Annotated in this window: 10 protein-coding genes and 2 tRNA genes; 6 read left to right on the forward strand and 6 right to left on the reverse strand. The window is 53.2% G+C overall.

All coding sequences use genetic code 11. The features are described from left to right. Positions 1 to 278 precede the first annotated feature (278 nt). The gene (gene gltX, locus INF73_RS12230; RefSeq protein ID WP_045631029.1) at positions 279 to 1,694 is read left to right on the forward strand and encodes a glutamate--tRNA ligase; all 1,416 of its coding nucleotides are present in this window, start codon (positions 279 to 281) and stop codon (positions 1,692 to 1,694) included. Positions 1,695 to 1,746: 52 nt separating this feature from the next. Here gltX and INF73_RS12235 read toward each other — a convergent pair whose 3' ends face one another. Together INF73_RS12235 and INF73_RS12240 are read right to left on the reverse strand one after the other, a co-directional pair. After that, positions 1,747 to 2,130, reverse strand: a complete 384-nt coding sequence (locus tag INF73_RS12235; protein ID WP_032644902.1) for a YfeC-like transcriptional regulator — start codon at positions 2,128 to 2,130, stop codon at positions 1,747 to 1,749. Between the two features lies 1 nt (position 2,131). Then, positions 2,132 to 2,494 (reverse strand): YfeC-like transcriptional regulator, encoded by a 363-nt coding sequence (locus INF73_RS12240; RefSeq protein ID WP_028013988.1) that lies wholly within the window; start codon positions 2,492 to 2,494, stop codon positions 2,132 to 2,134. 217 nt (positions 2,495 to 2,711) lie between these two features. On the opposite strand from INF73_RS12240, the gene INF73_RS12245 reads away from it, so the two are divergent. The 3 genes from INF73_RS12245 to INF73_RS12255 all read left to right on the forward strand — a co-directional run bounded on the left by INF73_RS12245 (position 2,712) and on the right by INF73_RS12255 (position 5,308). Beyond that, a tRNA-Ala gene (locus tag INF73_RS12245) sits at positions 2,712 to 2,787 on the forward strand. Positions 2,788 to 2,828: 41 nt separating this feature from the next. Next, positions 2,829 to 2,904 (forward strand) — tRNA-Ala (locus INF73_RS12250). Positions 2,905 to 3,118: 214 nt separating this feature from the next. Beyond that, on the forward strand, positions 3,119 to 5,308 hold the full coding sequence (locus tag INF73_RS12255; protein ID WP_045631031.1) for an EAL domain-containing protein: 2,190 nt from the start codon (positions 3,119 to 3,121) through the stop codon (positions 5,306 to 5,308). 42 nt (positions 5,309 to 5,350) lie between these two features. Here INF73_RS12255 and INF73_RS12260 read toward each other — a convergent pair whose 3' ends face one another. Then, positions 5,351 to 6,538, reverse strand: a complete 1,188-nt coding sequence (locus INF73_RS12260; RefSeq protein ID WP_008501591.1) for a NupC/NupG family nucleoside CNT transporter — start codon at positions 6,536 to 6,538, stop codon at positions 5,351 to 5,353. Between the two features lie 346 nt (positions 6,539 to 6,884). Between INF73_RS12260 and INF73_RS12265 the strand changes: the two genes are divergently transcribed. Then, entirely contained in the window at positions 6,885 to 8,123 is a 1,239-nt protein-coding gene (locus INF73_RS12265) for an Nramp family divalent metal transporter (RefSeq protein ID WP_045631032.1), read from the forward strand. A 31-nt stretch (positions 8,124 to 8,154) separates the two neighbouring features. Here the strand turns inward: INF73_RS12265 and INF73_RS12270 are convergent, their stop codons facing one another. Continuing rightward, positions 8,155 to 8,493, reverse strand: coding sequence for a DUF2502 domain-containing protein (locus INF73_RS12270; protein ID WP_193542812.1), 339 nt, complete (start codon positions 8,491 to 8,493; stop codon positions 8,155 to 8,157). A gap of 127 nt (positions 8,494 to 8,620) precedes the next feature. After that, the gene (gene mgrA, locus INF73_RS12275; protein WP_126345384.1) at positions 8,621 to 9,619 is read right to left on the reverse strand and encodes an L-glyceraldehyde 3-phosphate reductase; all 999 of its coding nucleotides are present in this window, start codon (positions 9,617 to 9,619) and stop codon (positions 8,621 to 8,623) included. Between the two features lie 185 nt (positions 9,620 to 9,804). Here mgrA and ipdC point away from each other — a divergent pair, with 185 nt between their 5' ends. After that, positions 9,805 to 11,463 (forward strand): indolepyruvate decarboxylase, encoded by a 1,659-nt coding sequence (gene ipdC, locus INF73_RS12280; RefSeq protein WP_193542814.1) that lies wholly within the window; start codon positions 9,805 to 9,807, stop codon positions 11,461 to 11,463. Here ipdC and INF73_RS12285 read toward each other — a convergent pair whose 3' ends face one another. Continuing rightward, complete coding sequence (locus tag INF73_RS12285) at positions 11,464 to 12,699, reverse strand: ion channel protein (protein WP_028013982.1); 1,236 nt, start codon at positions 12,697 to 12,699, stop codon at positions 11,464 to 11,466. Between the last annotated feature and the right edge of the window lie 202 nt (positions 12,700 to 12,901).

Genomic DNA, 12,901 nt, shown 5'->3' on the forward strand with positions numbered 1-12,901 from the left:
ACCAACTGAGCTAATCACCCCCGCTGTGTGGAGTCGCATTATAGGGAGAGTTGAAAATGAGTCAACGCATTTTCTAAAGTTTTTATTCGTTCGTCGTAAAATTAAACAAAACGATCACAAAACGGGCGGTGGCGCATGATTTCTAAACAAAAACAGCAAACTCCGCCACGATAAAGGGATCGACATTGAGGAATCCCCCCACAGTGATAGAATATTGCCCATCGTTTTTTCCCCGGGATTTGCCGATTGCCGGCATCTTTATAACGTAAGGCCATTTCATGAAAATCAAAACTCGCTTCGCGCCGAGCCCGACAGGCTATCTGCACGTCGGTGGTGCTCGTACTGCTCTCTATTCCTGGCTTTTTGCACGCCACAACCAAGGTGAGTTCGTGCTGCGTATAGAAGATACCGATCTTGAGCGCTCCACGCCGGAAGCAATTGAAGCCATTATGGATGGTATGAACTGGCTGAACCTGCAGTGGGACGAAGGCCCGTATTTCCAGACCAAACGTTTTGACCGCTATAACGCTGTTATTGATGAGATGCTGGTCGCGGGCACGGCGTATAAGTGCTACTGCTCCAAAGAGCGTCTGGATGCGCTGCGTGAAGAGCAGATGGCGAACGGTGAAAAACCGCGTTATGACGGCCGCTGCCGCCACGACCACAGCGAGCATGCCGCTGATGAGCCATGCGTGGTGCGTTTTGCTAACCCGCAGGATGGCTCGGTGATTTTCGACGACCAGATCCGTGGCCCGATCGAATTCAGCAACCAGGAGCTGGACGATCTGATCATACGCCGTACCGACGGTTCCCCAACCTATAACTTCTGCGTCGTGGTTGATGACTGGGATATGGAAATTACCCACGTTATCCGTGGTGAAGACCATATCAACAATACCCCACGCCAGATCAACATCCTGAAAGCGCTGAATGCACCTGTTCCGGTCTATGCGCACGTCTCCATGATCAACGGCGACGACGGTAAAAAGCTGTCTAAACGTCACGGTGCGGTCAGCGTCATGCAGTATCGCGACGACGGCTATCTGCCGGAAGCGCTGCTGAACTATCTGGTGCGTCTGGGCTGGGCTCACGGCGACCAGGAGATCTTCAGCCGCGAAGAGATGATCGAACTGTTCTCTCTGAGCTCTGTGAGCAAATCTGCCAGCGCATTCAACACCGACAAGCTGCTGTGGCTCAACCATCACTACATCAATACCATGCCGCCGGAATATGTGGCGACTTACCTGCAGTGGCACATTGAGCAGGCAAACATTGATACCCGCACTGGCCCTGAGCTGGCGGACCTGGTAAAACTGCTCGGCGAGCGCTGCAAAACGCTGAAAGAAATTGCCGAAAGCTGCCGCTACTTCTATGAAGAGTTTGATGAGTTCGACGCCGACGCCGCGAAGAAGCACCTGCGCCCGGTTGCGCGTCAGCCGCTGGAAGTGGTGCGCGACAAGCTGGCTGCGCTCACCGAGTGGACCGCTGAGAATGTGCATCACGCCATTCAGGCGACCGCAGACGAACTGGAAGTGGGCATGGGCAAAGTCGGTATGCCGCTGCGCGTTGCGGTGACCGGCGCGGGTCAGTCTCCGGCGCTGGACGTGACTGTCCATGCCATCGGCAAGTCACGCAGCGTGGCGCGCATCAACAAGGCGCTGGATTTTATTGCAGAACGTGAAAATCAGCAGTAACTAAGCCATCCATAAGAAAAACGGCAGGGTATCCTGCCGTTTTTTTTGCCTTTTATTCGGCAATACCCAGACGAGCAAGAAAACCGCGTATGCCTTCGCGCTTCAGTAAGGTATCCAGACGCTGCTGTTCAAGCTCAGTCATACTCTCCAGCGTTTCGATAATGCCCGGACGCAGACGTGAAGGCTGTTCATTGTAGGATGAGGCCACCTCAGCCAGATGATAAACCGCCTGGCGGTTACGGATAGCCGGGAGGCTCATAATATGCTCCTTCACGCGTGCATCAACGTGAATGAGCCGCGCCCGACCGCCTTTTACGCCATTGAGTCCTTCGGTTTTCCACCCCTGCTGCCGTATCCAGCGATTTACCGTTTGTCTGGCAACACCCAAATTCTCCGCCAGCTCTTCCGTGGTCATTTTGCTACGTAGTCTTTTCATATTAATTCTGGTCGCGAATCCCTAAACGTTGCAACAAACCGGTAATCCCTTCCCGCAATAGCAGCGATGTCATCTGCTTCTGCTCTTCCGGCGTCATTTCATTAGCCAGCGTCAGGAGTAGGGTATGAAGCGAACCGTCAGTGCTGATGCCGTCAGGCATAGCGGATGTTTCCGTTGCCCGGCGTGCGCTGCGGATAAAGTCACGCACCTTTTCGTTCACATGCACCAGGCGCGCTTTACCCCCCTGGACACCGGGCTTGGGCGACGTTATCCAACCCTCTTTGCGTACCCATTTATTGATGGTCTGTCGGCTATAGCCAGTGAGCAGGGCTAACTCTTCCGGCGTCATTCGTTCCTTGATCATGCAATTTCCTGAATATTCGTGGGGTTAATTAACGGCTCATTTTATAGCACCGTTTTACGTGAAAACGTGACAGGCTTAACTCATGACTGCGAGCAGGCTCGCAAAGTGATTCATTTGCATGATTTTTCGGCGATTGAACCGCGGCTATTGATTTTGCCGTTGACACTCCGCGGTGGAATTCATATTATGCCGCCCGTCAACATGACAGCTTTACTATGGGGCTATAGCTCAGCTGGGAGAGCGCCTGCTTTGCACGCAGGAGGTCTGCGGTTCGATCCCGCATAGCTCCACCAAACTCTGAACCCAACAGAGTGTGGTTAGTAAAGTAACATGTGGGGCTATAGCTCAGCTGGGAGAGCGCTTGCATGGCATGCAAGAGGTCAGCGGTTCGATCCCGCTTAGCTCCACCAAAATTTTAAACCCTCGTCAAAAGACGAGGGTTTTTTTTATGTTTTTGTAACACCCCTAAACGTATTTTGTTGCCAAAATGGTTTTTTTCCATATCCCACCTCAACCGAAATCAATAAATCAGTCTATAAATAGACTTCAACTTGATTCGCGTAATTAATAAACCTATTATCCATGCGGTCAATGATATGAATGGATAATAATCTCCCCAGCTTAATGAATAGAAAATCGTATAATAATGTAAAGATATTTATAATTGCTCTGGCGATCTGTCTGATTGCGGTTCCCGTTTCCCGTTATCTCTCCCCGCGTGCAATTGTTAATGAACACGACGTTTATTTAGCGTGGCTCCCGTTAAGCGTTATGCTGGCGATTATGCTGTTATTGGGGCGCCGCGGTATTCTGCCTATTCTGATAAGTTTTATGGTTGCTAATATATTTAACGTTAATTTAGCACCGCTACAATATTCAGTATTACTGTTCTGTCAGACTTTCTCCGTATTCGCTGCCTGCGGTGTTCTGCGCCTTCTGCTGGGCCGGCGCTGGCGCTACTGTATGCCCAACAGGCACATTGGGTTACGCATATTTTGGCTCGGCTTTATGGTGCCGATAGGCATTAAAATGTCGATGTATCTCGCTGGCTATTTCTTTGATTTTCCGGTCACAATCTCAACTTTCTTCGGCGAAGGAACGGTAATTTATAACGTTGTTGATATTCAAAGCCTGATATGCGCGGCGATGATTTTTACCATGATGTTCTATTATCCGTTAAGAATGATTATTAATCCTCGTTATGCCATCAAGTTCTGGCGGCGAAGTGTGAAGCCCGTGTTTTTACACAAGAAATCATTATATATATTCGTCTGGCTGATGCTGTTAATCGCCATCATCGCAATTTTATGTGCGCCTTTTGAGTCGCCTGTTATTGCGGGCTATTTGATGCCGATTATTTTCATTCTCTTTACGTTAGCGATTAGCCGTCTGAGCTACGCGCTTATCTCCCTGCTGTGGGCCACCTCTGCGCTTCTGCTGTTGACCTACAATTACAACTTTCTAAACGGAGTGGAGTCGGGCCATTCGCTCTCCTTTATCCTGTCGGTACTGATCTCTTTTGCTATCTGCCTGCTTTATATGTCGCGTATCTATCAGCGAAGCGAATGGTTGAAGCAGGGCTGGCAGGACAGAGCGCTCACCGATCCGCTGACAGGATTACCCAACATTCGTGCGCTGGAAGATTTTCTCCTCGACCACCCGGATGCCAAAGTGTGTTGCCTGAGAATGGATAATCTGGAGTTTTTGAGCCGCCATTACGGCATTCTCATGCGGGTGCACTGCAAACGAATGATCACGTCCTCTCTCCAGCCGCTGTTGCAAAAAGATGAAACGCTTTTCCAGCTGCCGGGAAGCGAGCTGGTGCTGGTATTGCTTGGGCAGGGAACGGCCGAGCGCCTCCAGCATATGGTTGATCGGCTGAACAGCCGTAAGATTTTCTGGAACAATACCGGGCTGGATATCGAATTTGGCGCGTCCTGGGGAATGGTCGAAAACGGTGAGAAACTGCACCACACGCTGGGGCAACTGAGCTGGCTGGCCGAGCAATCCTGCGGAGCGCACAACGTTCTTGCGCTGACGAATAGCCTGGAAGCTGCATCAGGACAAACAACGGAGCGTGTCCTGATGCTGGCGCGGATTAAGCACGCCCTGGAGGCGGGGCAGTTCCATTTGTATGCGCAGCCGATCCAGAAGGCGGACGGTAGCGGGTACTACGAAATTCTGGCGCGTATGGAGAGCGAGGGCGAGATCATCACCCCTGACCGCTTTATTCCCCTGATTGCCCAGTTCAACCTCAGCCACCGGTTTGATATGTGCGTCATGGAAAAATTACTGCTGTGGCTGCGCGATCACCCCGCGACGCAGGCTGGCGCCCGATTCTCTGTCAATCTGATGCCGCTTACGCTGATGCAAAATGAGGTGGCGACTGAGATTTGTGCGCTCTTTGAACGGTACGGCGTTGCGCCTCAGGCTGTCGTGATTGAGATCACCGAAGAGCAGGCCTTCTCCAATTCCGGCTGCAGCATCCACAACATTCAGCAGCTGCGGGACTACGGTTTCAGGATTGCCATCGATGATTTTGGTACCGGCTACGCCAACTACGAGCGTCTGAGACGCCTGCAGGCAGACATCATTAAAATTGACGGCTGTTTCGTGAAAGATATTTGTACTGATGATATGGACGCAATGATCGTCCAGTCGATATGTAATCTGGCGAAGACGAAATCACTGTGCGTGGTGGCAGAATATGTTGAGACGCCAGCGCAGCGGGAGATGCTGCTACGCTTCGGCGTGGACTATCTCCAGGGCTACCTGATAGGCAAACCCAAACCGCTGGAAGAATTGCGGGCATAAAAAAACCGGGAGCAAGTCTCCCGGTTTTTTTTACGGTAAACGTTACAGAACCAGCGCAGCAATAGAAGCTGACAGGACGCTCACCAGGGTGGAGCCGTAAACCAGTTTCAGGCCAAAGCGAGAAACCACGTTACCCTGTTCTTCGTTCAGGCCTTTAATCGCACCGGCGATAATACCGATGGACGAGAAGTTCGCGAAGGAGACCAGGAATACGGACAGAATGCCTTCCGCACGTGGAGAGAGCGTACTGGCGATTTTCTGCAGATCCATCATCGCAACGAATTCGTTAGAAACCAGTTTGGTCGCCATGATACTGCCCACCTGCAGCGCTTCGTGAGCTGGAACACCCATCACCCATGCGACAGGGTAGAAGATGTAGCCCAGGATGCCCTGGAAGGAGATGCCCAGCACAGCGGCGAACAGGGCGTTCAGTGCGGAGATCAGGGCGATAAAGCCGATCAGCATCGCGGCAACGATAATCGCCACTTTGAAACCGGCCAGGATGTACTCACCCAGCATTTCGAAGAAGCTCTGACCTTCGTGCAGGTTAGACATCTGGATGTTCTCTTCGCTGGCGTCAACGCGATACGGGTTGATCAGCGACAGAACGATAAAGGTGCTGAACATATTCAGAACCAGCGCTGCAACCACATATTTTGGCTCCAGCATGGTCATGTACGCGCCCACGATAGACATGGAAACGGTAGACATTGCGGTTGCCGCCATGGTGTACATGCGGTTACGGGACATTTTGCCGAGGATATCTTTATACGCGATGAAGTTCTCAGACTGACCGAGGATCAGGGAACTTACGGCGTTGAAAGATTCCAGCTTACCCATGCCGTTTACTTTGGATAACAGGAAACCAATGCCACGAATAACGAACGGCAGAACTCGGATGTGCTGCAGAATACCGATCAGCGCGGAGATGAAGACGATTGGGCACAGTACCTTCAGGAAGAAGAATGCCAGACCTTCGTCGTTCATTTTACCGAAGACAAAGTTTGTCCCTTCGTTGGCGAATCCGAGCAGTTTTTCGAACATTTCGGAGAAGCCTTTCACGAAGCCGAGGCCTACGTTGGAGTTCAGGAAGAACCACGCAAGTAAAACTTCAATGACCAGCAGCTGGACAACATAACGAATACGAATTTTTTTGCGGTCTGTGCTGACCAGCAATGCGAGTGCAGTAACGACAACAAGTGCCAGGACAAAATGAAGGACGCGGTCCATATTTGCTCCAAATATGAGGCAGGTTTAATTTTCGTGCACATTCTATGTAACAAGCGAAAAGAAAACGAGATCAGGGACACACTATAGTTACATCCTGTGACGAGTCTCAAAATTAGTGATCCACAATACATTTTTGTTATGTTAGGTAAATGAGTGAAAAGTTAAGTTTGTGTGCTACGCTTCACAAATGACCGCGCATTTTCACATTCTGTGATGTCGCACCACCTGCCCATCTATTGTTCTTAGCTATCAGAGAAATCATTTTAAACTCTCTAAATGATCTTGATAATCATTCTCATTTTGATAGCATTAAACATAGCAAAGGCTATATTTCCAGAGGCAGATAATGACAAACAGTCGCGTAGAGGGTAGCAGTGGTAGAGCCGCGCGCAAGTTGCGGTTCGCATTAATGGGACCTGCTTTTATTGCTGCCATCGGCTATATCGATCCGGGTAATTTTGCGACCAATATTCAGGCCGGGGCCAGTTTCGGCTATAAGCTGCTGTGGGTGGTCGTCTGGGCAAACCTGATGGCGATGCTGATTCAGATGCTCTCTGCAAAACTGGGGATTGCCACGGGTAAAAACCTTGCGGAGCAAATTCGCGACCATTATCCCCGTCCGGCGGTGTGGCTCTACTGGGTTCAGGCGGAAATTATCGCCATGGCAACCGATCTCGCTGAATTTATCGGGGCAGCGATTGGCTTTAAGCTGATTCTGGGCGTGTCGCTGTTACAGGGGGCGGTGCTGACCGGGATTGCCACATTCCTGATCCTGATGCTGCAACGTCGGGGTCAAAAACCGCTGGAGAAGGTCATTGGTGGCCTGCTGCTGTTTGTTGCTGCGGCGTACATCGTCGAGCTGATTTTCTCACAGCCGAATCTGGCGCAGCTCGCGAAAGGCATGGTGATCCCAAGCCTGCCAACTTCGGAAGCGGTTTTCCTGGCCGCTGGGGTCCTTGGGGCGACCATTATGCCGCATGTCATTTATTTGCACTCCTCGTTAACCCAGCATCTGCACGGCGGGACGCGTAAAGAACGCTACTCGGCAACCAAATGGGATGTGGCAATCGCCATGACCATCGCGGGTTTTGTGAATCTGGCGATGATGGCCACCGCAGCCGCCGCTTTCCACTTTAACGGTCATACTGGCGTCGCCGATCTCGACCAGGCTTACCTCACGCTCGAGCCGTTACTGAGCCATGCTGCTGCCACGATATTTGGTCTGAGCCTGGTTGCCGCCGGTCTCTCCTCCACGGTGGTGGGGACGCTGGCAGGGCAGGTGGTAATGCAGGGATTTGTTCGCTTCCATATTCCATTGTGGGTGCGTCGTTTTATCACCATGCTTCCGTCGTTTATCGTGATTATGATGGGGCTCGATCCAACGCGAATTCTGGTGATGAGCCAGGTGCTGCTGAGCTTTGGTATTGCGCTGGCGCTGGTGCCGCTGCTGATTTTCACCAGCAATAAAACTCTGATGGGAGAACTGGTTAATACGACGCTGGTGAAACGGGCCGGGTGGGCCATCGTGGTGGTCGTCGTGGCGCTGAACTTGTGGTTGTTGGTGGGAACCGCGCTGGGTCTTTAACAAAAAAGGAGCCGCAGGGGCTCCTTTTGGATTAGTGATGATGGCCGTGACCATGACCTTTGCCGCGACCCCAGCCGCGACGGTCATCACGATCCCGCCAGCCTTCACGGTAACCGCGCTCATAGGCGTTGTCTTTATACCAGCCGCGGTGTCTGCCGTTGTCATGTTTCCACCAGCGATCGCCGCGCCACTCATAGTGACGATGCCAGTAATCACGGTCGCGCCAGTAGCCACCGTCCCAGTATCTGCTGTAGTCGTCACGATCGCCAATTTGTAATTTTACTGATGGCAACAGGGTGATTTCGCCAGCAGTGGCGACCAGCGGGGCTGAAGCCAGTAATACCGCTGCAAGAATCAGTGACCTGAACATACTCTTTCTCCTTCACGATCGGGGCCTTCGTGGGGCCTGTTAACGCAATATTACGAGTTGGTAAAGGCTCGTTTCATCGCCTCAACTCCGAATTCCCGAGGGAGAGCACTTTTTGCTAAAAGTGGTTTTATTTTGAACTGCTCAGGATCTGGTCGATTAGAGAAAGTTCTTCTGCGGTAAACTGGCGGTTTTCCAGCATACCCACGGCATCATCAATCTGAGCCGTTTTGCTGGCTCCGATCAGCACCGACGTGACCTCCTCATGGCGTAATACCCAGGCAAGCGCCATCTGCGAGAGTTTCTGGCCGCGGCTTTCTGCCAGGGCGTTTAGCTGGCGCACTTTCTCAAGCTTCTCTTCGGTGATCTGTTCCGGGTTAAGGAATTGACTGCCGCTTGCCGCACGGGAATCGGCGGGAATACCGTTAAGATACCGGTTGGTCAACTGTCCCCCTGCCAGCGGCGAGAAGGGAATACAGCCGACCCCTTTTTCCTGCAGAACATCCAGCAAACCCTCTTCCGGCGAACGTTCGAACATCGAGTATTTCGGCTGGTGGATCAGGCAGGGCGTGCCCAGGTCATTCAGGATATCAATCGCTTTTCGCGCCAGCTCGGCAGGATAGTTGGATAACCCGACATACAGGGCTTTGCCCTGGCGCACCAGATGGTCAAGCGCTTTCATGGTTTCCTGCAGCGGCGTTTCCGGGTCAGGACGGTGATGATAGAAGATATCGACATATTCCAGCCCCATGCGCTTCAGGCTTTGATCGAGGCTTGCCAGCAGATATTTACGCGATCCCCAGTCGCCGTAAGGGCCGTCCCACATGGTATATCCCGCTTTCGTGGAGACGATCAGCTCGTCGCGCCAGGGCAGGAAATCCTCCTGCAAAATACGGCCGAAATTACGCTCGGCAGACCCCGGCGGGGGACCATAGTTATTGGCAAGGTCGAAATGCGTAATACCCAGATCGAACGCGCGCTGTAAAAGTTGACGGCTATTTTCGATGAGCGTGGCGTCACCAAAGTTATGCCACAGCCCCAGCGAGACCGCGGGCAACCTGAGTCCGCTTCGCCCACAGCGGCGATACTCCATTGTCTGATAACGATTTTTGTCCGGCTGATAACCCATTCGTATGACCTCTCGTGCTGAAGAGAAAAATCAGTGTATACGTTTACATTAACGTGAAAAAAAGCAGCATAGCTCAGCATTTTTTGTAAAGCATTCTTTCCATAGCCTTCTTATCACCAATTCTGGACAGCCATCACGCTTATTTAATACTCAAAGTGAGGTCAACATCAGAAGGATACCTGTTTATGCGTACCCCGTACTGCGTCGCCGATTACCTGCTGGACCGTCTTACAGATTGTGGAGCCGATCATCTGTTTGGCGTGCCGGGCGACTATAACCTGCAGTTTCTCGACCACGTAATAGACAGCCCGGATATCTGCTGGGTGGGCTGTGCCAACGAGTTAAACGCCTCTTATGCCGCTGACGGATATGCCCGATGTAAGGGCTTCGCCGCGCTGCTGACGACGTTTGGCGTCGGCGAATTAAGTGCCATGAACGGCATTGCGGGCAGCTATGCCGAGCACGTTCCGGTGCTGCATATTGTTGGCGCGCCGGGGATGGCGTCTCAGCAAAGAGGGGAACTGCTGCACCATACGCTGGGCGATGGTGAGTTCCGTCATTTTTACCATATGAGCGAGCCGATCACCGTTGCACAGGCGATCCTGACCGAACAAAACGCCTGTTATGAAATCGACCGGGTACTGACGACGATGCTCCGGGAACGTCGCCCCGGCTATTTGATGTTACCTGCTGATGTGGCAAAAAAAGCCGCTACGCCGCCTGTAAACGCTCTCACGCTTCGGCATGCCCATGCCGATAGCGCCTGCCTGAAAGCGTTCCGGGATGCTGCGGAGCGTCAACTGGCAGCGAGTAAGCGTACCGCGCTGTTAGCGGATTTTCTTGTCCTGCGCCATGGGCTGAAGCACGCGCTGCAGAAGTGGGTGAAGGATGTGCCGATGGCGCATGCCACGATGCTGATGGGCAAAGGCATATTCGACGAACGTAACGCCGGTTTTAACGGTACCTACAGCGGTTCGGCCAGTGCCGGTCCGGTAAAAGAGGCGATAGAGGGGGCGGATACGGTGCTGTGCATCGGCACGCGTTTTACCGATACTCTGACGGCCGGGTTTACCCATCAGTTAACGCCTGCACAGACGATAGAAGTCCAGCCTCATGCCGCCCGCGTCGGCGATATCTGGTTTACCGGCATCCCGATGGCCCAGGCCATTGAAGCGCTGCTGGAGCTGTGCAAACAGCATATTCACGATAAGCCTGTTCCGGCATCGCACAGCGCGATGAATTTCACTCAGCCGGACGGCTCACTTACGCAGGAGAATTTCTGGCAAACGCTGCAAACGTTTATTCGCCCGGGAGACATCATCCTGGCCGATCAGGGCACCTCGGCCTTCGGCGCGATTGACCTGCGTTTGCCTGCCGACGTGAATTTTATCGTCCAGCCGCTGTGGGGCTCGATCGGCTACACCCTGGCCGCGGCGTTCGGTGCGCAAACGGCATGCCCGAACCGGCGAGTGATTGTGCTGACGGGGGATGGCGCGGCACAGCTGACCATTCAGGAGCTCGGGTCAATGTTGCGTGATAAACAACATCCCATCATTCTGGTGCTCAACAACGAAGGATACACGGTTGAAAGGGCAATTCACGGGCCGGAACAGCGTTACAATGACATTGCGCTATGGAACTGGACGCAAATCCCGCAGGCCCTGAGCCTCGATCCTCAGGCCCAGTGCTGGCAAGTCAGTGAAGCGGAGCAGCTGGCGGACGTGCTGGAAAAAGTGGCGCACCACGAGCGGCTCTCGCTGATTGAGGTGATGCTGCCAAAAGCCGATATCCCACCGCTGCTGGGGGCGCTCACCAAAGCGCTGGAAGCGCGCAATAGCGCCTGATTATTTGTCGTTTCGCCAGGCCATCATCATCGGTTTGCCCGCCAGCAGGAGCCAGGCGGGCAACATCACGATGCAGAGCAGCGGGAACAGCGTCGAATCCGGCACCACCACCGCCGCCATAAACAGGCTCAGCCATGCATCGCGCGTCACCACCAGTACCAGCCCCAGAATAGAGCAGGATACGGTAATCGCCGCCGGAACCGCGTCGACATGCTCGTGCAGCATCAGCCCCAGCGCCACGCCGACAAACACCGCCGGGAAGATACGCCCGCCGCGGAAACCGCACGCTGCAGCAACGACAAGCGCCGCCAGCTTGATGACGGCAAACAACAGGTAATCGGACACGCTAAATACCTGGCTGAAGGCCAGCTGCTGCATCTCGTCCAGACCTTTGAACAGGGTCACCGTTCCGCCAATTGCGCCTAAAACACCGAGGATTAGCCCCCCTGTTCCCAGAATCAATACCGGATGTTTGAGTTTATGCACCAGCCGGTGCAGGCGCGGAAGACACCATACCGCCACCATGCCCAGCGCGATGGCGATCGCGACGACGATGGCGCCGCTGAATATATCTGCAATCCGCATCTCTCCGTAGTGCGGCAGAGAGAGGGAAAAATGGGGATGGAAAAACAGGCTTGTCGTCAGCGCGCCGGCAGCCGCGGCCATCAGTGGAGCGAACAGCTTATCCCAGAGCGGGACGTCGTTATCACTGGCCAACGTCTGAGAAAAGATCAGGGCAGCAGCGACAGGCGTGCCAAAAAGCGCCCCGATGGTGCCTGCGGAGGCGAGGATGGTCCAGTCCAGCGCGCCGACGCGAGGCAATATGCGTGAACCAAGAAAAACCGCCAGGCCAATGTTCACGGCCATAATCGGATGCTCAGGTCCCAGACTAACGCCTCCAGCCAGACCGATAATCAGCGCAATGATGAGCCCTGGTAACGCCGAGGGGGCTACCGGGGCACCAATCAGCGGTTCCTGTGCCGGATCGGGGCCGGCATGGCCGGGACTAAAACGGATCACCAGGCCCACTGCAATACCGGTTAACGTCAGCATCCCAACGATCCAGGCAGGAGAATCAGCGGTGACGCCCAGTCCAGCCGGAAGCGCGTTCCATAATAGTGTTTGTAGCACCGACGCGATTTTCATCACGACGATAAGGACCAGGCTTGAGGCCACGCCAATGATCAGCGCCGGAATTGCCAGCAACAGCATGGTTCTGGCTCGCGGGTGGAGCATGATGATTTCCTTGTACAAAATGCAATGACGTTACTTTGCATATTAAGCCTTATGGCAATAGTGCAAAAGGTGCTGAAACGGTAAAGTTATTCTGTGACGAAGATCGATAATCCACGGGCATTCACCTTCCGGTCGTTGTTGTTATCACGCCTTGAATTTACAGTGTCCGAAAGATTTATTCTGACTTTAGCGGAGCAGTAGA

This window comes from Enterobacter cloacae complex sp. P6RS (genome assembly GCF_014982245.1).
GTDB classification, from domain to species: domain Bacteria; phylum Pseudomonadota; class Gammaproteobacteria; order Enterobacterales; family Enterobacteriaceae; genus Enterobacter; species Enterobacter bugandensis.

Excerpts from the sequence above, each read along its gene's own strand:
- gltX (WP_045631029.1), top strand. The coding sequence starts at position 279 with ATGAAAATCAAAACTCGCTTCGCGCCGAGCCCGACAGGCTATCTGCAC.
- INF73_RS12235 (WP_032644902.1), bottom strand. The coding sequence starts at position 2,130 with ATGAAAAGACTACGTAGCAAAATGACCACGGAAGAGCTGGCGGAGAAT.
- INF73_RS12240 (WP_028013988.1), bottom strand. The coding sequence starts at position 2,494 with ATGATCAAGGAACGAATGACGCCGGAAGAGTTAGCCCTGCTCACTGGC.
- INF73_RS12255 (WP_045631031.1), top strand. The coding sequence starts at position 3,119 with ATGAATAGAAAATCGTATAATAATGTAAAGATATTTATAATTGCTCTG.
- INF73_RS12260 (WP_008501591.1), bottom strand. The coding sequence starts at position 6,538 with ATGGACCGCGTCCTTCATTTTGTCCTGGCACTTGTTGTCGTTACTGCA.
- INF73_RS12265 (WP_045631032.1), top strand. The coding sequence starts at position 6,885 with ATGACAAACAGTCGCGTAGAGGGTAGCAGTGGTAGAGCCGCGCGCAAG.
- INF73_RS12270 (WP_193542812.1), bottom strand. The coding sequence starts at position 8,493 with ATGTTCAGGTCACTGATTCTTGCAGCGGTATTACTGGCTTCAGCCCCG.
- mgrA (WP_126345384.1), bottom strand. The coding sequence starts at position 9,619 with ATGGGTTATCAGCCGGACAAAAATCGTTATCAGACAATGGAGTATCGC.
- ipdC (WP_193542814.1), top strand. The coding sequence starts at position 9,805 with ATGCGTACCCCGTACTGCGTCGCCGATTACCTGCTGGACCGTCTTACA.
- INF73_RS12285 (WP_028013982.1), bottom strand. The coding sequence starts at position 12,699 with ATGCTCCACCCGCGAGCCAGAACCATGCTGTTGCTGGCAATTCCGGCG.